Origin of the sequence: Cytobacillus sp. FSL R5-0377 (assembly GCF_038004385.1) — a bacterium.
Classification (GTDB): domain Bacteria; phylum Bacillota; class Bacilli; order Bacillales; family Cytobacillaceae; genus Cytobacillus.
Map to the genome: position 1 here is coordinate 789,744 of NZ_JBBORA010000001.1, position 19,558 is coordinate 809,301.

Below are 19,558 nucleotides of genomic sequence, written 5' to 3' on the forward strand. Positions count from 1 at the left end.
TGCTTTTTTCATTTGACTAAAACTGAGAGATTTTTCCCCACTCAGCAGGGTCTTTTCGCCATTCAATCAGCTTTTTCATATCTTCTTCCTGGATAAAGCCCTTTTCAACTGCTACTTCTGTCAGAGCTTCAATATCAGTCAGTGTATATGCTTCAATTTCCTCTTCGGCGAGCATTTGTTTTCCTTTTTCAAGCTGGTAGGTGAAGATTGCAGCCACACCCAGCACTTCACAGCCTGCTTCCCTTAAAGCTTTGACAGCAGTTATGGCACTTCCTCCTGTTGAGATGAGGTCTTCAACAACAACAACCTTTTGGCCCTTGACTGCTTGACCTTCAATTTGTTTTCCTTTTCCATGCCCCTTTGCCTTAGAGCGGACATAGCACATTGGCAGTTCCATCTTGTCACTGACCCAGGCTGCATGCGGAATGCCTGCCGTGGCTGTCCCTGCAATTAGTTCTGCTTCAGGAAATTTATCAAGGATGATAGCCTGAAGGCCGGCAGCAATTTCTTTTCTGACTTCAGGATGAGACAGTGTCAGACGGTTATCACAATAGATTGGGGAACGCAGCCCTGAAGACCATGTAAACGGCTCGTTTGGGTTTAATGCTACAGCTTTAATATCCAGTAATTTTTCTGCTATTTTATGCTTCATTCAGAACACCCTCCCAGGATTGTTTGCATTGAATATACTTTTCGAATGGATTTTCTGCTCTGGTAATCGACCTTCCCACCACAATGGCAGAAGCCCCTTCTTTTCTTGCGAATTCAGGTGTGGCCACTCTTATTTGGTCACCTTTATCGTCAGGTGACAGGCGTATTCCCGGTGTTACAGTCAAAAAGGCAGAGCCTATTTGCGAAGCTATCGCCCTTGACTCAAAGCTTGAACATACTACACCATCAAGCCCTGCTTCTTTGGCAAGATTAGCATAATGCAGAACAGATTCGTTTAATGAAACAGCGATTAATTGGTCAGACTTCATTTGCTGTTCGGACGTGCTTGTCAGCTGCGTCACAGCAATACAAGATGGCCTTTTCCCTGTACTGCCTGCATCAAGTCCTTCACGTGCAGCTTCCATCATCGCTTTTCCTCCTGCAGCATGCACATTGACCATATCGCAGCCAAGCCCCGCAAGCCGCTTCATGGCACTTTTAACTGTATTAGGAATATCATGAAGCTTGAGATCAAGGAATATATCATGCCCCTGTTCCTTTAACTCGTAAACAATGGAAGGCCCCTCCTGGTAAAATAACTCCATGCCAACCTTTAGAAATAACTTTTCATTTTCAAAGTTTTGCAGAAAATGATGAACTTCCTGTTTCCCTGGAAAATCAAGAGCAATAATGAGCGGCTTTTTCATGTTTCTTCCAGCTCCTTCCTGTGCATTCTGCAATATGATCATACCCGAGTTTTCCAATAAGTTCCGGCAGCTCACCAATAATGTTTGGACAGACAAAAGGATTTACGAAGTTAGCTGTTCCAACCGCTACCGCACTTGCACCTGCATAGAAGTATTCAATGACATCCTCTGCAGATTCGATTCCTCCCATGCCAATAATCGGAAGAGATACCTGCTGGCTCACTTCATATATCATCCGCAGCGCGACTGGCTTAATGGCCGGTCCTGAAAGCCCGCCTGATTTATTTGCCAGAATTGGATTTCCGGTTTTTAGATCGATTCTCATGCCAACAAGCGTGTTGATCATCGTTAAACCGTCTGCTCCCCCATCTTCAACTGCTTTAGCCATTTCTACAATATTTGTGACATTTGGTGATAGCTTCACATAGACAGGTACCTCAGATACCTCTTTTACTTTTTTCGTTAAATTCTTAGCAATTTCCGGAATAGTGCCGAATGCTATTCCGCCTGTCTTCACATTCGGGCAGGAGATGTTGAGTTCAAGCGCATGTACATTCGGGCTTGCAGAAATTTTCCTGGCAACCGCTATATAATCCTCTTCCTGCGAACCGGCTACATTGGCAATGATCGGAACATCAAATTGTTCCAGCCATACTAATTCTTCATTTACCACTTTTTCAAGGCCGGGATTCTGCAGCCCTATTGCATTAAGCATCCCTGCAGATGTCTCAGCCACTCTTGGTGTTGGATTTCCAAATCGGGGCTCTAAAGTCGTCGCCTTGATCATGATTGCGCCTAATTGGCTCAAATCATACAGCTGGCTGAATTCTCTTCCGAAGCCAAAGCACCCTGATGCAGGCATGATTGGATTTTTCAATTTCAGTCCAGGCAAATTGACGCTTAATGAATTCATAGAACTACCTCCCCTGCTTTAAAGACCGGTCCGTCACTGCAGACTTTTTTATAACTGTATCCTTCCGGGTCATCCCCGGTATGGCAGACACATGCAAAGCACGCCCCAATGCCGCATCCCATTCTTTCTTCCAATGACAGGAATACCTTTTTATGCGGGTATTGATATTCAAGCGCCTTCAGCATCGGTGTCGGGCCGCAGGAATATAAAACATCGAAATCAATATTCATCCCATTAATAACATCTGTAACAAAGCCTTTCGTTCCTGCACTGCCATCAGCTGTAGCCAGATAGGTCTGGCCCAGCAGTGCAAACTTTTCTTCATAGAAAACTGCATCGGCTGCTTGGAAGCCCAGAACATGAATTACCTTAACGCCGCGGTTTACAAGCTTCTTAGATAGTTCATATAAAGGGGGTACTCCGATTCCTCCCCCTACAAGCAGTGCTGTATCTCCCAGGCCAGCTTCACTGATTGGAAATCCATTACCAAGCGGTCCCAATACATCAGCGTAATCACCAGGCCTTTTTTCTGAAAGTAATGTTGTTCCTCTGCCTTCAGCACGATAAATCATCTTAAACTGGCTTTGATCAGGTAAAATTTCGGCTATGCTGATTGGCCTTCTCAGCATGGGGTCATAGCCCTCAGATATTTTCAAATGGACAAACTGCCCAGGTTCTTTCATTTCATGAACAAGCTCACCTTGAAGGGTGAGCTCGTAAATGTTTTCGGCCAGTTTTATTTGTGATATTACTTTACATTGTTCCTGTCTGATCAAGATAAAACCGCCTCCCGGACTTCTTCTGGTTTATCCATCGCGTCTGCTGAAAAATTCATTGATTCCACTACTTGAAGAATTGCTTCTGCCGTATCAAGTGAGGTTAGGCACGGCACGCCATTTTCCACTGATTCGCGGCGGATGCGGAAACCATCTCTTGCAGGCTGTTTCCCTTTTGTTAGTGTATTAATAACAAATTGTGCTTCGCCATTTTTTATAACATCCAGAAGGTTAGTACCTTCCGAGCCAATTTTCCCGGTCACTTTTACAGGTATGCCTTCAGATTGCAGGTATAGAGCCGTTCCGCTTGTCGCCATTAGCCTGTAGCCGATGGATACAAATCTTTTTGCCAGCTGCAAAGCTTCTTCTTTATCCTTGTCAGCGACAGTCATGAGCACAGTGCCATACGGCTGGATTTTCATGCCGGAAGCAACAAGGCCTTTATAAAGGGCTTTTTCAAGCGTGGAATCTTTCCCCATAACTTCACCGGTCGACTTCATTTCAGGTCCTAAAGTGATGTCTACCCTTCTTAATTTTGCGAAGGAGAACACCGGCACTTTTACGTACACGCCTTTTCTCTCCGGAAGAAGGCCGGAACCAAAGCCCTGCTCTGCAAGAGTTTGACCCATGATAACCTTTGTGGCAATTTTGGCCATCGGCACATTCGTAATCTTGCTCAGGAACGGCACTGTCCGGCTTGAACGCGGGTTGACTTCCAAGACATATACTTCCCCTTTAGCCACTACATACTGGATATTCAGAAGACCTATAATGCCAAGGCCTTTGGCCATCTTTCCGGTATACTCGACAAGCTTGTCTTTAATAGCTTCTGAAATATTTTGAGGAGGATAGACCGCAATGGAATCACCTGAGTGAACTCCAGCTCTTTCTATATGCTCCATGATGCCGGGTATAAGGACATTTTCACCATCCGAGATAGCGTCCACTTCAATTTCCTTCCCAGTTAAATATCGGTCGATTAATACCGGGTGTTCCGGATTCACTTTTACAGCGTTTTCCATATAGTACAGAAGCTCATCTTCTTTATAGACGATCTCCATGGCTCTTCCGCCAAGTACATATGATGGACGGACAACCACCGGATATCCTATTTCACTGGCAATTGCGACTGCCTGCTCCACAGATAGGGCAGTCTTTCCCTTTGGCATTGGAATGCCAAGCTCTGTAAGAGCATGTTCAAATTTATCCCGGTCTTCTGCCCGGTCTAAGCTTTCGAGAGACGTTCCCAGAATTTTTACGCCTCTTTCTACCAGATCTGCTGCAAGGTTAATCGCCGTTTGTCCTCCAAATTGCACAACTACACCTTCCGGCTTCTCAAGATCGATGATATGCATGACATCTTCTATTGTAAGCGGCTCAAAATATAACTTATCGGAGATGCTAAAGTCAGTAGAGACTGTTTCAGGATTATTATTAATGATGATTGCTTCGTATCCTGCTTCCTTAATGGCCCAAACTGCGTGTACTGTTGAGTAATCAAACTCTACTCCCTGCCCGATACGGATTGGCCCTGAGCCGAGGACGACAACACTTTTGCGGTCAGTTACTTCCGATTCGTTCTCATCTTCATAAGTTCCATAGAAATACGGAGTTTCCGATTCAAATTCTGCTGCACAAGTATCAACCATTTTATAAACCGGTACAATCGCATTTTCTTGTCTCCAGCTGTATACTTCTTTCTCACTCGAATTCCACATTCTAGCAATTACTTGATCGGCAAAGCCCATTTCCTTTGCAGCTTTCCCTGTTTCAGGGTCAAATGGATTTTCAGTTAATACACTCTCAAAATCTATGATTTTCTTAATCTTATGAAGGAAGAATAAATCAATTTTGCTCCATTCATGGATCGTCTCGATCGTGACTCCTCTTCTGATGGCTTCCCCGATATAAAACAGACGTTCATCTCCAGCTTTCCGGATCCGCTTTTCGATTAATTCATCAGAAATTTGGCCGGCATCCTTCAGCTCAAGGTGATAAATGTTGGCTTCAAGTGAGCGGACTGCTTTCAGGAGAGATTCTTCAAAAGTTCGTCCTATCGCCATTACTTCTCCTGTAGCCTTCATTTGGGTGCCAAGCGAACGGTTCGCTGATTCGAACTTATCAAACGGCCAGCGCGGGATTTTTGAGACAATATAATCCAATGCCGGTTCAAAGCAGGCATATGTTTTTCCTGTCACAGGATTCATCATTTCATCAAGTGTCAGCCCCACCGCTATCTTGGCTGCCAGCTTGGCAATCGGATAACCTGTTGCCTTGGATGCCAGCGCTGATGAACGGCTGACACGCGGGTTAACCTCAATGATGTAATAATTGAAGCTTTCCGGATCAAGTGCCAGCTGGACATTGCATCCTCCTTCAATCTCGAGGGCTCGGATGATTTTTAATGAAGTGTTTCTAAGCAGCTGATACTCACGATCACTCAAAGTTTGGCTTGGAGCTACCACAATTGAATCACCTGTATGGACACCTACTGGATCGAAGTTTTCCATATTGCAGACAACAATCGCATTGTCATTGGAGTCCCGCATCACTTCATACTCAATTTCTTTGTATCCCGCAATGCTCTTTTCAAGCAGGCACTGTGTAACTGGGCTGTTCTTTAAGCCGCTTGTCACAATTTCGGTTAATTCTTCATCATCGTGGCAGATTCCGCCGCCCGTTCCCCCCAATGTGAAAGCAGGGCGTACAATTACCGGATAGCCAATTCTGTTTACAAATTCAAATGCTTCATCCAAGTTATGAATAATATCACTTTCAGGCACCGGCTCGCCTAGTTCATTCATCAGGTTTCTGAAAAGATCCCTATCTTCCGCTTTTTGGATAGCAGATAACTTTGTACCGAGGATCTCAACTCCGCATTCTTCCAGTACACCTGATTCGGCAAGTTCTACTGCCAGGTTTAATCCTGTCTGTCCCCCCAGGGTTGGAACGAGTGCATCAGGGCGTTCTTTTCGGATAATCCGGCTGACGAATTCCAGCGTAAGCGGCTCTATATATACTGCGTCAGCAATCTCAGTATCTGTCATAATCGTGGCAGGATTTGAGTTTACTAGAATGACGCGGTAGCCTTCTTCTTTCAATGCAATGCAGGCTTGTGTTCCAGCATAATCAAACTCTGCTGCCTGCCCGATGACGATTGGTCCTGATCCGATTACTAAAATGCTTTTTATATCTGTACGCTTTGGCATGCTGCAGCACCTTCCTCTTTATGTGATTCAATCAATTGCATGAATTGTTCAAATAGCCCGTTTGCGTCTTCAGGTCCCGGCGAAGCTTCAGGATGATATTGCACAGTGAATGCAGGGGCCTGTTTATGCTTTAAGCCTTCGATTGTCCCATCGTTTAAGGCGATATGTGTTACTTCAAGCGGAGTTCCTGTAATGGAATTCTCTTCTACTGAGTATCCATGGTTTTGAGATGTTAAAGCGACTTTTCCGGTTTGCAGATCTTTTACCGGATGGTTTGAACCGCGATGGCCGAATTTCAGTTTTTCTGTATTGGCACCGCAAGCCAGGGCAAAAAGCTGATGTCCCAGGCAAATTCCGAAAATCGGTACTTTACCCAAAAGACCTCTAATCATTGTGATGGCCTCCGGAACATCTTTTGGGTCTCCAGGGCCATTGGAAAGCATTACTCCATCCGGGCTCATGCTGAGTATTTCTTCAGCCGATGTATTATATGGCACAACTATTACATCACAATCCCGTTTGTTTAGCTCTCTTAAAATCCCGTGTTTCATGCCGAAATCAACCAGTACAACCCTTCTGCCGCGGCCGGGGCTTGGATAAGGTGTCTTAGTGGAAACTTGCTTTACCTGATCATTGCGCAGATTGGTTGCCCGAAGTTTTTCAATGATTACTTCAGGGCTTTCACTCATGCTGCAGATAGCACCTTTCAGCGTCCCATGCTGCCTGATAATTCTTGTTAATTTTCTAGTATCAATCCCAGCAATTCCGGGGATGTTTTTCATCTTAAAATAATCAGCGATAGATTGTTCATTTCTCCAGTTTGAAGGAAAATCGCTTGCTTCTTTAACAATGAACCCGGCGATTGCTGGAGAAATTGATTCAAAATCATCCCGATTTATTCCGTAATTTCCGATTAAAGGATATGTCAATGTTACTATCTGCCCGCAGTAGGAAGGGTCAGAGAGAATTTCCTGGTATCCCGTCATTCCTGTATTGAATACTACCTCTCCAATCGATGCTGTATCACTTCCAAATCCTTTTCCAATAAAAATTGTTCCGTCTTCCAGAATCAGCTGTTTTTTCATGCTTTTACACTCCCTCTGTTCCAAACAATTTTTCCGCCTTCTATCGTCACTACTGGCCAGCCTTTACAATCCCAGCCGGCAAATGGCGTATTCTTCCCTTTCGATAAGAACTTTGCAGGGTCAATTTTTTCATGCTGTTTTAGATCAAGCAGGACAAGGTCAGCGATTTCTCCTGCTTGCAATTTTCCAGATTGCAGGCCGAATGCCTGTGCAGGCTTGATGGTTAAAAATTCAATCAGCTGTTTTAGCGTGAATATCCCTTTTTCTACGAAATGTGTGTAAAGAAGCGGAAAGGCTGTCTCAAGGCCGACAATCCCGAAAGGAGCAAGCTCCATTCCTTCTTCTTTTTCTGCTGCTGTGTGAGGTGCATGGTCAGTTGCGATGAAATCAATCGTTCCGTCCAGCAAACCTTCAATTAAGGCAGATCTGTCGTCTGCTCCTCTTAAAGGAGGATTCATTTTAAAGTTGGCATCAAGGCCAGGAATATCCTCTTCACAAAGAAGGAGGTGATGAGGCGTCACTTCAGCCGTTACTTTAATGCCTGCACGCTTTGCATCTCTCACCACTCTGACGGACTCTTTTGTGCTGATATGGCACACATGGTAGTGGCAGCCAGCTGCTTCGGCAAGAAGCACATCCCTTGCGATTTGTACTGATTCACAGACGGAAGGAATACCATTTAAACCATTCTCTTTAGCAAAAACTCCATCATGTACAGAACCTTTGTTAATGAGGGTATTTTCTTCGCAGTGGGCCACAATCGGCATGTCGATCTCTGCTGCATTTTTCATTGCCTGCAGCATCATTGCTGCTGATTGTACCCCAACTCCATCATCTGTAAAAGCAAACGCTCCAGCTTCTTTCAGGGCTTTAAAATCGGTTAATTCCTGGCCCAGCTCACGGATTGTAATCGATGCATACGGCAAAACTTTGACCGCTGCATTCTCTTCAATTCGGCTGTTCAATTTTTCAAGCTGTTCTTTTGTATCAGGTACTGGACGAGTATTTGGCATCGCAGCAACCGTTGTGAAACCGCCTTTAGCAGCTGCCTTTGTGCCAGTTTCAATGGTTTCTTTCTTTTCACCGCCGGGTTCACGCAAGTGTATGTGCAGGTCTATAAAACCGGGTGCGATCAGCAACCCTTCTGCATCAATCACTTCCTGCGCTTCATTTCCGACGCCTGCACCGATCTCAGCGATTTTCCCTGACTTTATATAAATGTCAGTTTTTTCAAGTTTTCCTTCTTTAGTAAGCAACTGGCCATTTTTTATTAACATTGACATGTTTAGCTCCCCCTTCAATATGTTTAATCGATCTTTTTAATACAGCCATTCGGATGTACACACCATTTTGCATTTGCTTAAAGATTCTGGAACGCTCGCATTCCACTAGGCAATCCGCAATTTCCACACCGCGATTTACTGGCGCCGGATGCATGATAATGCTGTTTGGCTTCATTGTTTTTTCACGATCTTCTGTAAGTCCGTATGCCAGGTGGTATTCTTCAGCAGTTTGATTGGTCTTCGATTCATGCCGCTCATGCTGAATTCTCAGCAGCATTACAACATCAGAAGTTTCTATGGCTGTGTCTACATTTTCATACATACCATTTTCAAGCAATTCTTCATTAAACCATTCTTCAGGACCTGAAAAGACAACCTTTGCACCGAGCCTTACAAGCGCATCTGCATTGGATCTCGCGACGCGGCTATGTGCTATATCTCCGATTATCGCTACTTTTAATCCGTCAAAGGAGCCGAATTCCTGTTTAATTGTCAAGAGATCCAGCAGTGATTGTGTTGGATGGTGCCCGCAGCCGTCCCCTGCATTCAGGATGGAAACACCAGATCTACCTGCCAATTCATCAAAATAGCGATCCTGGCTATGGCGGATGACAACTGCGTGAACACCGATTGCTTCCAGGGTTTTGACTGTATCGTATAATGATTCACCCTTGGATACGCTTGATGTGCTGACTTCAAATGGAATGATGTCCAGTCCAAGCCGCCTTTCCGCCACTTCAAAGCTGCATTTTGTTCTTGTGCTATTCTCAAAAAAGAGGTTGGCGACAAAAATCTTTTGTTCAGGTGACCATATTCCGCCGTTTAAAAAGTATTGTGCATCTTCAAGAATTTCATTGATTTCATTAATTTCTAACTCTGAGGTAGTGAGCAAATGGTTCATTATTAACCTCCTCTTTCAGTAAAAAACACCCTGCCAATTTGGTCAGGGTGCTGCAAAGTTGAGGCAGACAGATATACGGATACACTTTTATACCGTATAGCCAGTTTGCCCCAAACACCCTTTTAAGCCTCGCTGGGCTTAGTTAAAAAGCGTTAAGCTACATTATTTTTTTTTTCATTTTCAGTTTCAAACATGTCTTCCTTCGCCTCTTCCCTGCCAGGAAGAATAAGGTTCAGCAGAACTCCGCTGATCGCCGCCAGGGCCATTCCTTCAAGCTTAAATGCCCAGATTTCTATATGAGCTCCGCCAATTCCCAGTACAAGGATAACTGATGCGATGACCAGGTTGCGGTTGTTTCCAAAATCAACCTTGCTGTCAACCAGCATTCTTAAGCCTGATGAAGCGATGATTCCAAACAGCAGGATGGACACGCCACCCATTACTGGAGTAGGAATGGAGCTGATCAGTGCGGTAACCTTCCCAATGAACCCGAAGATAATGGCGATGACTGCAGCACCGGCAAGTACATAGACACTGTATATTTTCGTAATGGCGAGTACACCGATATTTTCACCGTACGTTGTCTTTGGCGGTCCGCCAATGAGTGCTGAAATCATTGTTCCAGTTCCGTCAGCAAGGATGGAGCGGTGAAGACCCGGTTCTTTAATGTAATCTTTTCCAACTACTTTTCCAAGGACAAGCTGATGGCCGATATGCTCAGATATTGTCACCACAGCCACCGGAATCATTAGAAGTGCCAAATCAAGCGTTACCCTCACTTTATAGTCTGCAAATGGAATCAGGAATTCCGGCATTTCAAACCAAGCTGCCTGCTGTACAAGCGAGAAGTCGATCAGGCCAATGGCTAGAGAGTAAACATAACCGATGATGATACCCGCAAGAATCGGAACCATATTGAGTATTCCTTTTGCATATATGGAGAAGATGATTGTTGCACTTAAAGTGATAAGCGCTGCTGAGAAATGCAGCATGCTGTATTCTCCAGTTTCAGGATTGTTCATAGCCATTCCAACTGCTGTTCCTGCTAATGCCAGCCCGATTACAATGATTACAGGACCGACTACAATTGGCGGGAGCAGTTTCATAATCCAGCGGTAGCCTGCTTTTTTGATTATCAAGGCAACTGCTCCATACACAAGTCCAGCCATAAAGCTGCCGATCATGGCAGCACCAGGGCCCCCGGCAGCTTTTGCTGCGATGATTGGGGCAATGAATGCGAAGGATGACCCTAGGTAAGCCGGCACCTGCCATTTCGTTATGATGAGAAATGCTATTGTTGCAAGTCCGCTTGATATTAAAGCAATGGCAGGATTCAATCCAACTAGATAAGGTACAAGTATGGTGGCTCCAAACATTGCGAATAAGTGCTGTATACTTAATGTCAGCCAGTGGACTGGTTTTGGAACATCTTTTATATCTAAAATAGGTTTGTTCATTGCGATCTCTCCTCTGCTTTTTAGTAAAAAACCCTCTTTGCATGGGTGCAAAGAGGGTGCAAGAGCACAGCAAATGACAGACCGATTCTGCTGTGTTCCCCTTTGCCAGCCTCTCTGGACTGCATTTAAAAGGGCTATTTAATTTTCGTATATACTTACCTGGTCGTTCTCATCTACTTCCTTCAGCTCGACAACAATTTTTTCCGAACTGGAGGTTGGAATGTTTTTCCCGACATAATCAGCTCTAATCGGAAGCTCCCTATGGCCACGGTCCACAAGGACTGCCAGCTGGATTTGCGAGGGCCGTCCGATGTCAATCAGTGCATCAAGGGCAGCTCTAACTGTTCTTCCTGTATAAAGAACATCATCGATCAGTATCACTTTCTGATCATTTATATCTTTTGGAACCTCTGACCCTTTGACAAGCGGCTCCTGATTTTCAGTCTTTTTCGTAAGATCATCTCTATACAAAGTGATATCAAGCTCGCCAACATCAATTTTGGCACCTTCTATTTGTTCAATCCGCTCAGCAAGGCGGTTCGCAAGGTAAATCCCCCTTGTTCGGATACCAATAAGAACGCAATTTTCAATCCCTTTATTTTTCTCAATGATTTCATGAGCAATCCTTGTCAGCGCTCTCCTGATTGCCTGGTCATCCAAAACAATTGCTTTTTGCTGCGGCATCATGATCACTCCTATTGTCAAATATTTTAACAAAAAACCCTCTCACCGATTAGGCGAGAGGGTAAACGATTCTTTCAGCAGAATAAGGACACAGTACTCCTTATTCAATCCGTTTCCTTCCCAGCCTCACGGGACTGTTTTAAAGGACTTATTCAACTATAGTCATCTTATAGCACAATTGGACAAATGTCAACGATTATTTGCAAGATTATCGACTAGTTCCTTAAAATAATCCGGTGCAGGTGCTTCAAACTCAAGGTACTCGCCGGAACGCGGATGTTTAAAGCCAAGGACGCCTGCATGTAGTGCTTGTCCCCCAATATCGAGAGTCTTTCTAGGACCATATTTAGGATCTCCTGCCAAAGGAAAGCCAATGTATTTCATATGAACCCTGATTTGATGTGTTCTTCCCGTTTCCAACTGGCATTCCACCAGTGTAAAATCCTTGAAGCGCTCAAGGACCTGAAAATGCGTAACAGCATGTTTCCCGTTGTCCACAACACTCATGCTCTGACGGTCTTTAGGATCGCGGGCGATTGGCGCATCAATAGTACCGTAATCGTGTGGAATAATTCCATGGACAATGGCCCGGTACTTACGTGTAACCGTTTTGTTCATTAGCTGGTTCACAAGACTTTCATGTGCCATATCATTCTTTGCAACCATGAGAAGACCTGATGTATCTTTATCGATTCTGTGAACGATTCCTGGCCTCATGACTCCATTAATTCCTGATAAATCCTTGCAATGAGCCATAAGACCATTTACAAGTGTTCCTGTTCCATGCCCGGCAGCAGGATGGACAACCATTCCTTTTGGTTTATTTACAACAAGTACATCCTGGTCTTCATAATAAATATCCAAGTCCATTTTTTCAGGCACTACATCGAGTTCTTCTGGTTCAGGAATTGATATTTCAATTTTATCGTCTGCTGAACATTTGTAATTGGTTTTAGGCGTTTGGCCATTCACTAAAACATTGCCTTCCTTGATCCATTGCTGTACCTGAGTTCTTGACCAATCTGCATTTAATGAGGATAATACTTTATCTATTCTTTCTCCTGCCTGTTCATCAGGAATGATGTGTTCCATTTTCTCCATAAGATTTCTCCTTCTTCTTTGCTTCTCTCTCTTCAAGCAGCATCTGAATCATCAATAGCCCTACACCGATAACCAGCGCCGAGTCAGCAATATTGAAAACGGGAAAGTCATAGCCAAAAATATAAGTGTTGATAAAATCCACAACTTCTTTTCGATATACCCTGTCAATAAAGTTCCCAATCGCTCCGCCCAGCATCAAGCCTAAAGAAACTCCAAGAAGCAATTTGCCTTTTGCTGCTTTTTGAATGTAATAAATAATCCCAAGAATGACAATCACGGTTATTACGTAGAAGAACCACATTTGCCCCTGCAGGATGCCCCATGCAGCGCCCCGGTTGCGGTGAGATGTTATATAAAGAAAGTCCTCAATAACTTTAACACTTTCACCTAATTCAAAGTTCTTAACAATCAGCCACTTCGTAAACTGATCAAGTAAAATTACGAACAATGCAATTATGTAATAAAACACAAAGGCAACCCCCAAATCTCATATCATTACCTTTGCATTTTAGCACAAACTGAATAAAAAACACAGCACACACCCAGCTCAGTGGAAAATAGATTTTCTATAGAATTTCTCCAGCCTGCTGCAATCCTCCAATGATTTTAAGGTAGGAATCATCTCCAGCAAATTTTCGGGCAGCAGTTCGCCGGAAATTTCACACTTGCCGAAATTTCCCGATTCAATTTTGCTGAGTGTTTGTTCAATATCATGCAGCTCTTCCAATAAAATAGGCTTTATCAGCGCGGAACTGTTGCCTTCCATGAGTCTTTCCAATATTTCCTGTCTTGTATTACGGAGTTCAGTATATAGCCCTTCTGCTTTTGCATCCATGCTTTTTCCTCCGTTCTGTGATGTTTACTTTATTATTTTCTTCGAACGAATTTCAGACACGGATAAACTTTTAGCAAACGGCACAACATTTAGTGAAGGTGGAATTATTTATAATAGGCTCTTTTCGTATAAATTGTTGTTTTTCGCTAAGCAATGTTGTCCGTGATTGCAGCAAAGGGATGCCAAGCGTTCTGCACTGTCCCGCTGCTCCTGCTGGACATTGAATTAGCTTCCTTGAATATACACCGCACAAAGAAAATGCGCAGGCATTTTCGAGGATCTTGCTCCTTCCGCTGCAATCAACTCAGCAAATTTGATACAAAAAACAGCAAGCCTTGCGAAAACGGCAAAAAAACAGTCCCCCAATATTTGAGGGACTGCAGGTAATTAAACCAAATGGCTATAATTATTTTTTACAACATCAGCACAGCGAGGGCAGAGGGCATCATAACCTTCCTTCTGGCCAACTTCCGGAGTGACTGTCCAGCAGCGGTCGCATGTTTCGCCTTCTGCCTTGGAAACTACAATTGCGGTGTTTTCAAACTTTATAGCATGGTCAGGAGCATCGGAAAGGCTGCCTGCTACTTCGAATCCAGATACGATAAAGATCTGCTGAAGATTTTCCTGAATTGAATCAAGAAGGCTCTTTGTTTGATCATTTACATAAAGGGTTACTTTTGCAGTCAGAGATTTGCCGATCACCTTTTCATTACGCGCCTCTTCCAATGCTTTAAGAACGTCATTGCGCAGCTTCATAAATGCAGTCCACTTTTCTTCCAGCTTATTTGCATTAGGAAGCTCTTGATATTCTGGCATATCCGTCAATTGTACACTTTCTTCCTTCACATTTGGAATAAAGTTCCAAACTTCATCTGATGTATGTGAAAGGATAGGTGCAACTAATTTTGTCAGAGCAATCAGGCTTTCATATAGAACCGTTTGGATTGCACGGCGTTCTGCATTATCTTTCGCTTCAATGTAAAGGACGTCTTTCGCAAAATCCAAATAGAATGCACTCAAATCTAAAGTACAGAAATTATTCACAGCATGATAGATGCTGGCGAATTCATAGCGGTCATAAGACTCGCGGACATTCTTGATCAGCTTATTTAGCTTAACCAGCATAAACTGGTCAACTTCGCGCAGGTTTTCAAATGAAACCGAATCTGTTGCCGGGTCGAAATCATTCAGATTTCCAAGCAGGAAGCGGAAAGTATTACGGATCTTTCTATAAACTTCGGCCACCTGTTTTAGAATAGCGTCAGATACCCGGACATCAGCCTGATAGTCAACCGAAGCTACCCATAGGCGCAAAATATCAGCACCAAGCTGGTTCATGACTTTTGCCGGAACAACTACGTTTCCAATGGATTTACTCATTTTTCTTCCTTCACCATCAAGAGTAAAACCGTGGCTCAGCACCCCTTTGTAAGGCGCTTTCCCCGTTACAGCTACAGCAGTTGAAAGGGAAGAGTTAAACCAGCCTCGGTATTGATCAGATCCTTCAAGGTATAAATCAGCAGGACGCTGTAAATCGTCACGCTCTATAAGAACTGCCTGGTGGGAAGAACCTGAATCAAACCAAACATCCATGATATCCGTTTCTTTTGTAAACTGGCCATTAGGGCTTCCGGAATGCGTAAACCCTTCAGGCAGCAATTCTTTTGCTTCTCTCTCAAACCAGATATTTGAACCATGTTCGCGGAAAAGATTCGATACATGATCAATAGTTTCATCTGTGATAATTTCTTCGCCACTTTCCGCATAAAAGACCGGAATAGGCACTCCCCATACACGCTGGCGGGAGATACACCAATCACCGCGATCCCTGACCATATTAAATAGTCTGGTCTCTCCCCATGCCGGATACCAATTTGTTTCCTTAACAGCTTCCATAAGTTCATTGCGGAAATCTTTAATGGATGCAAACCATTGGGCAGTAGCACGGAAAATAACAGGCTTTTTCGTTCTCCAGTCATGTGGATAAGAGTGAGTAATGAATGACAGTTTTAATAAAGCGCCCGCTTCCTCGAGTTTCTCAGTAACCGGTTTATTGGCTGCATCATAGAATAATCCTTCAAAACCTGGAGCTTCATTTGTCATGTTTCCTTTATCATCTACCGGGCATAATACATCAAGCCCGTACTTCATGCCGACCTGGAAATCATCTTCCCCATGGCCAGGAGCAGTATGAACACATCCAGTACCGGCATCGGTTGTTACATGTTCACCTAGCATGACAAGTGAATCACGGCCATAAATCGGATGTTCGGCAGTAATATACTCAAGGTCAGTTCCTTTTACCGTTTGAACAACTTGATAACCTTCCCATTCGAACTCTTTAGCCACAGCAGTCAATAAATCTTCTGCTACCATAAACTTTTTGCCGTTTACTTCCACTACGGTATAGGAGAGATCCGGATGAACTGAAATTCCAAGGTTTGCCGGAATGGTCCATGGAGTTGTAGTCCAAATGACGATATGAGTATCTTGATCCAATACTTCTTTGCCATCTTTTACTTTAAAAGCTACATAAATGGATGGCGAACGTTTATCTTTATATTCAATTTCTGCCTCTGCCAAAGCAGATTCAGATGATGGAGACCAATAAACAGGCTTTTTGCCTTTATAAATATAGCCTTTTTTCGCCATCTCCCCAAAGACTTTTATTTGCTGGGCTTCATACTCCGGCTTAAGTGTGATGTATGGGTTCTCCCAATCACCGCGTACACCTAAGCGCTTAAATTGTTCGCGCTGGCTGTCGATCTGCCCATATGCGTATTCTTCACATAGTTCGCGGAACTCTGCAACACTCATTTCTTTACGCTTTACACCCTTGTTTGTCAGCGCCTGCTCAATTGGCAGACCATGTGTATCCCAGCCGGGAACATAAGGAGCATTATAGCCAGTCATCGACTTGGACCGTACGATAAAATCCTTTAAAATCTTGTTCAGCGCATGGCCGATGTGAATGTCGCCATTTGCATATGGAGGACCATCATGCAGTACAAACATCGGACGCCCTTTTGTCCGTTCCTGGACTTTTTCATAAATATTCATCTCTTCCCATTTTGCCTGAATTTCTGGTTCGCGCTTTGGAAGATTGCCGCGCATTGGGAATTCTGTCTTTGGCATTAATAAACTATCTTTGTAATCCATTCCTTTTCCTCCTGTTTGTATCTCATTAAATACCATGATAGCCAATGAGGGCTTAGAAAAACCTCAGGAAAATACAAAAAACCCTCTCATCCCGAAAAGGGACGAGAAGGTTCTATTCTCCCGCGGTACCACCCTTGTAGATGAAATAAAATGAAATTTCATCCGCTCAAAGCATTCTTAACGTGAATGATTCGCCTTGGCCTACTGATTGATGAAAGTTCGGCAAGGAACTCAAGGGTGATTTTCCAGCTTTTGCTTATTCCCGGGCTTCCACCATCCCCGGCTCGCTTACAGAGTGAGTATCCACTCTGTATATAAGCTATTGAAAAGACTGTACTGTCCCTCTCATTGTTGATAAACATTGTATTTACTTTGTTTTAAAATTATATGCGATATTTCCCGATTTCGTCAAGCCAGTGATTCTTCTTCTTCTCTTAATGATTTTAGTTCAGTGGAATCCAGCTTATATTCCATCAAATGATCCCAATCATCGTTATTCAGCATGTCAAGCTGTGCTTCAACAAGCATTTTGAAGCGTGTTCGGAATACTTTGGACTGTTTCTTTAAATCTTCAATATCCAGCGCAATTTTTCTTGCTTTGGATAAGGACTCGTTTACAATCCTGTCAGCATTTTTTTCTGCTTCCTTGATAATTAGCTTTGCTTCTTTGTGAGCATTGCGTTTCACTTCTTCTGCTGCTTCCTGTGCAACCACAATAGATTTATTCAGTGTTTCTTCTATTGTGGTAAAGTGGCCAATGCGGTCATTTGTTTCATTTAGCTTTTCTTCCAGCTCTTTTTTTTCCCTGATCAGGATTTCGTAGTCCTTTATGATTTGGTCGAGGAATTCGTTCACTTCATCTTCATCATAACCGCGGAACCCTTTGCTGAATTCCTTGTTATGAATATCTAACGGTGTTAATGGCATAAGTGCCACCTCCCAGGTCTGTTGATCTTATGTAAATTGGTTTGAGCCTGCTGGTTCTATTTAATTATAGCAGACTCGGCTGTCTTTTGATTATTTATTCGACAGGTTGTTTCAAAATCCTTCAAGATAATAAAAAATTATATCTGTTTGGAGGTGCTGATTTTCTCTTCAGGCACTCATCGGGAAGAAATGTAAAAGCATTTTTAGGGTATTACACCCTCCACTCTAATCAGTACATTATCACAGTTTGATTAAACATCTTACGGATCACCCATACATAATCATGCTGGAGGAAATTAATCAGCCATTTAGCTATCTCTGTCTCCCGGCAACTATCCTCCATTTGTCCTTTTTTGTTTTCCCGTCTATTTCTATGATTTTGGAGCGGCCCTGCCCCCTGACTGAGATGATATCGCTTTGCTGGCATTCAAATGAAGGATTTTCTATTTGCATCCAATTGACTTTGACAATCCCCTGTTGGATATATAACTGGGATTTTTGTCTCGAGATGTTGTAGATAGCTGACATTACGGTGTCCAATCTAAGGGATGAAGTGGTAACGGAGCTTTCTTTCCACACTTCTGCCGATTGGATCGCCTGAGAAAAGGGCTGTTTTTTTAATGTTACTGACGCTCTGCCAATTGACTGCAGCTGCAGGCTAATATATTCCTCAATTTCTTGTGCAGCAAAGAATTGAATTCTGTCACCTTCAAATAGGATATCACCAAATTTTCCTCTTTTTAGGCCCATTGACATCAGACTGCCGAGGACTTGAGGGTGTTCTATGGTAACAAACTTTTTGGGGTATTCCAATTCAAAAAGCTGAATATGGAAATCACCATCATTGCTTTCATAATAATCAGGAAATATCAGTGCCCTTTTTCTCTCAGCACTTGGCGTCCCGCCAAATAAAGCAAATAAGATTCCCGAATCCTGTCCTATAACGCTTTTTAGAATTTGCTGCTCTCTTGGATCAAGAAAATCAGTAAGCTTTGGTGCGTATGTATTTTCTACAATGTTTTTCCAGTTAAGAACCTGGTCAATAAATTCTCTTTCCTCCGGCCGAAAATGCTGATATATATTCATATTTGGTGAACCTCCTTTTAAACAAATAAAAAAGGGCCATCAATATAGCCCTGTTTGTTAGTCTTATGAAATCCAATATAGAAGCTGGTGCAAACCTCCTGTGGCAAATCGCAAAACTAAGATAGCCACAATTGGAGAAATATCAATCATCCCAAGCGGAGGAATAATTTTGCGGAACGGCTCAAGATACGGTTCACAAATTCTTGCCAGAAATTGGCCAAAGGCTGATTCCCTGGCATTAGGAAACCAGGACAGCAGAATATAAATAATTAGTGCCCATGAGTAATAATAAATTGCCGATGATAATATTCCAAATACTAATTCCATTAAGTGCTACCACCTCGTATTTTCTAATTCTTGTTCTTTCATCAGCTGAGAAATGTTTCCTGATACTTCAACATTGTCAGGTGTACATAGAAAAATATCAGTTCCAATCTTTTGAATATCTCCTCCAATGGCATAAACTGTTCCGCTTAGGAAGTCGACAATGCGCTTTGCCTGATCTTTTTCTATCCTCTGCAGATTGACTACAACAGCTCTTCTGTTTTTCAGCTGATCCGCAATATCCTGTGCTTCTGCATATACCCGCGGTTCAACAAGAACTACTTTAGAAGACTTCTGCACACTTTGCAGACTGACAATGTTTTGTTTTTGAACTGGCTGCTGCTGTTTCTGCACCTGCTTCACCGGCTCTCTTTCTTCTTCGATGTTTTCCTCTTCCTTATAGTCATATTCATCATCCAGGAAGAAAAATGTTTTAAATTTTGATTTTATACTCATTTTA

The 19,558-nt window shown here is 43.1% G+C and carries 18 protein-coding genes and 1 other annotated feature; all 18 genes read right to left on the reverse strand.

What is annotated here, in order from left to right:
* Window positions 1-16 precede the first annotated feature (16 nt).
* Complete coding sequence (pyrE, locus tag NSQ49_RS03850) at window positions 17-652, reverse strand: orotate phosphoribosyltransferase (RefSeq protein ID WP_251282808.1); 636 nt, start codon at window positions 650-652, stop codon at window positions 17-19.
* Entirely contained in the window at window positions 642-1,358 is a 717-nt protein-coding gene (pyrF, locus tag NSQ49_RS03855; protein WP_251282807.1) for an orotidine-5'-phosphate decarboxylase, read from the reverse strand. Before pyrF ends, pyrE begins: the two co-directional genes overlap by 11 nt.
* Window positions 1,330-2,271 (reverse strand): dihydroorotate dehydrogenase, encoded by a 942-nt coding sequence (locus NSQ49_RS03860; RefSeq protein ID WP_159862608.1) that lies wholly within the window; start codon window positions 2,269-2,271, stop codon window positions 1,330-1,332. Before NSQ49_RS03860 ends, pyrF begins: the two co-directional genes overlap by 29 nt.
* Window positions 2,268-3,047: a dihydroorotate dehydrogenase electron transfer subunit gene (locus NSQ49_RS03865; RefSeq protein WP_251282806.1), complete on the reverse strand. Its 780-nt coding sequence runs from the start codon at window positions 3,045-3,047 to the stop codon at window positions 2,268-2,270. The genes NSQ49_RS03860 and NSQ49_RS03865 overlap by 4 nt, the downstream gene beginning before the upstream one ends.
* The gene (gene carB / locus NSQ49_RS03870; RefSeq protein ID WP_251282805.1) at window positions 3,044-6,256 is read right to left on the reverse strand and encodes a carbamoyl-phosphate synthase large subunit; all 3,213 of its coding nucleotides are present in this window, start codon (window positions 6,254-6,256) and stop codon (window positions 3,044-3,046) included. Before carB ends, NSQ49_RS03865 begins: the two co-directional genes overlap by 4 nt.
* Complete coding sequence (locus NSQ49_RS03875; RefSeq protein ID WP_159862605.1) at window positions 6,235-7,341, reverse strand: carbamoyl phosphate synthase small subunit; 1,107 nt, start codon at window positions 7,339-7,341, stop codon at window positions 6,235-6,237. The genes carB and NSQ49_RS03875 overlap by 22 nt, the downstream gene beginning before the upstream one ends.
* Entirely contained in the window at window positions 7,338-8,624 is a 1,287-nt protein-coding gene (locus NSQ49_RS03880; protein ID WP_251282801.1) for a dihydroorotase, read from the reverse strand. Before NSQ49_RS03880 ends, NSQ49_RS03875 begins: the two co-directional genes overlap by 4 nt.
* Window positions 8,587-9,525 (reverse strand): aspartate carbamoyltransferase catalytic subunit, encoded by a 939-nt coding sequence (locus tag NSQ49_RS03885; RefSeq protein ID WP_251282800.1) that lies wholly within the window; start codon window positions 9,523-9,525, stop codon window positions 8,587-8,589. Before NSQ49_RS03885 ends, NSQ49_RS03880 begins: the two co-directional genes overlap by 38 nt.
* 152 nt (window positions 9,526-9,677) lie before the next feature.
* The gene (locus NSQ49_RS03890; RefSeq protein ID WP_251282798.1) at window positions 9,678-10,982 is read right to left on the reverse strand and encodes a solute carrier family 23 protein; all 1,305 of its coding nucleotides are present in this window, start codon (window positions 10,980-10,982) and stop codon (window positions 9,678-9,680) included.
* 138 nt (window positions 10,983-11,120) lie between these two features.
* Entirely contained in the window at window positions 11,121-11,666 is a 546-nt protein-coding gene (pyrR, locus tag NSQ49_RS03895) for a bifunctional pyr operon transcriptional regulator/uracil phosphoribosyltransferase PyrR (protein WP_159862751.1), read from the reverse strand.
* Window positions 11,667-11,855: 189 nt separating this feature from the next.
* Window positions 11,856-12,767: an RluA family pseudouridine synthase gene (locus NSQ49_RS03900; RefSeq protein WP_159862601.1), complete on the reverse strand. Its 912-nt coding sequence runs from the start codon at window positions 12,765-12,767 to the stop codon at window positions 11,856-11,858.
* Complete coding sequence (gene lspA / locus NSQ49_RS03905) at window positions 12,739-13,236, reverse strand: signal peptidase II (protein ID WP_159862600.1); 498 nt, start codon at window positions 13,234-13,236, stop codon at window positions 12,739-12,741. Before lspA ends, NSQ49_RS03900 begins: the two co-directional genes overlap by 29 nt.
* 78 nt (window positions 13,237-13,314) lie before the next feature.
* The gene (locus NSQ49_RS03910) at window positions 13,315-13,602 is read right to left on the reverse strand and encodes a hypothetical protein (RefSeq protein ID WP_159862599.1); all 288 of its coding nucleotides are present in this window, start codon (window positions 13,600-13,602) and stop codon (window positions 13,315-13,317) included.
* Between the two features lie 387 nt (window positions 13,603-13,989).
* Window positions 13,990-16,761, reverse strand: a complete 2,772-nt coding sequence (gene ileS, locus NSQ49_RS03915; protein WP_251282797.1) for an isoleucine--tRNA ligase — start codon at window positions 16,759-16,761, stop codon at window positions 13,990-13,992.
* A gap of 94 nt (window positions 16,762-16,855) precedes the next feature.
* Window positions 16,856-17,119: a binding site (T-box leader), on the reverse strand.
* 50 nt (window positions 17,120-17,169) lie between these two features.
* Window positions 17,170-17,688: a DivIVA domain-containing protein gene (locus tag NSQ49_RS03920; protein ID WP_048007906.1), complete on the reverse strand. Its 519-nt coding sequence runs from the start codon at window positions 17,686-17,688 to the stop codon at window positions 17,170-17,172.
* Window positions 17,689-18,000: 312 nt separating this feature from the next.
* Window positions 18,001-18,774 carry a YlmH family RNA-binding protein gene (locus NSQ49_RS03925; RefSeq protein WP_251282796.1) on the reverse strand — a complete coding sequence of 258 codons (774 nt, stop codon included), beginning with the start codon at window positions 18,772-18,774 and terminating at the stop codon, window positions 18,001-18,003.
* 63 nt (window positions 18,775-18,837) lie between these two features.
* A complete protein-coding gene (locus tag NSQ49_RS03930; protein WP_159862596.1) occupies window positions 18,838-19,101 on the reverse strand; it encodes a YggT family protein in 264 nt (87 codons plus the stop codon).
* Between the two features lie 6 nt (window positions 19,102-19,107).
* Window positions 19,108-19,554 (reverse strand): cell division protein SepF, encoded by a 447-nt coding sequence (locus tag NSQ49_RS03935; protein ID WP_061790943.1) that lies wholly within the window; start codon window positions 19,552-19,554, stop codon window positions 19,108-19,110.
* Window positions 19,555-19,558 lie beyond the last annotated feature (4 nt).

Excerpts from the sequence above, each read along its gene's own strand:
- pyrE (WP_251282808.1), bottom strand. The coding sequence starts at position 652 with ATGAAGCATAAAATAGCAGAAAAATTACTGGATATTAAAGCTGTAGCA.
- pyrF (WP_251282807.1), bottom strand. The coding sequence starts at position 1,358 with ATGAAAAAGCCGCTCATTATTGCTCTTGATTTTCCAGGGAAACAGGAA.
- NSQ49_RS03860 (WP_159862608.1), bottom strand. The coding sequence starts at position 2,271 with ATGAATTCATTAAGCGTCAATTTGCCTGGACTGAAATTGAAAAATCCA.
- carB (WP_251282805.1), bottom strand. The coding sequence starts at position 6,256 with ATGCCAAAGCGTACAGATATAAAAAGCATTTTAGTAATCGGATCAGGA.
- NSQ49_RS03875 (WP_159862605.1), bottom strand. The coding sequence starts at position 7,341 with ATGAAAAAACAGCTGATTCTGGAAGACGGAACAATTTTTATTGGAAAA.
- NSQ49_RS03880 (WP_251282801.1), bottom strand. The coding sequence starts at position 8,624 with ATGTCAATGTTAATAAAAAATGGCCAGTTGCTTACTAAAGAAGGAAAA.
- NSQ49_RS03885 (WP_251282800.1), bottom strand. The coding sequence starts at position 9,525 with ATGAACCATTTGCTCACTACCTCAGAGTTAGAAATTAATGAAATCAAT.
- NSQ49_RS03890 (WP_251282798.1), bottom strand. The coding sequence starts at position 10,982 with ATGAACAAACCTATTTTAGATATAAAAGATGTTCCAAAACCAGTCCAC.
- pyrR (WP_159862751.1), bottom strand. The coding sequence starts at position 11,666 with ATGCCGCAGCAAAAAGCAATTGTTTTGGATGACCAGGCAATCAGGAGA.
- NSQ49_RS03900 (WP_159862601.1), bottom strand. The coding sequence starts at position 12,767 with ATGGAGAAAATGGAACACATCATTCCTGATGAACAGGCAGGAGAAAGA.
- NSQ49_RS03910 (WP_159862599.1), bottom strand. The coding sequence starts at position 13,602 with ATGGATGCAAAAGCAGAAGGGCTATATACTGAACTCCGTAATACAAGA.
- ileS (WP_251282797.1), bottom strand. The coding sequence starts at position 16,761 with ATGGATTACAAAGATAGTTTATTAATGCCAAAGACAGAATTCCCAATG.
- NSQ49_RS03920 (WP_048007906.1), bottom strand. The coding sequence starts at position 17,688 with ATGCCATTAACACCGTTAGATATTCATAACAAGGAATTCAGCAAAGGG.
- NSQ49_RS03925 (WP_251282796.1), bottom strand. The coding sequence starts at position 18,774 with ATGAATATATATCAGCATTTTCGGCCGGAGGAAAGAGAATTTATTGAC.
- NSQ49_RS03930 (WP_159862596.1), bottom strand. The coding sequence starts at position 19,101 with ATGGAATTAGTATTTGGAATATTATCATCGGCAATTTATTATTACTCA.
- NSQ49_RS03935 (WP_061790943.1), bottom strand. The coding sequence starts at position 19,554 with ATGAGTATAAAATCAAAATTTAAAACATTTTTCTTCCTGGATGATGAA.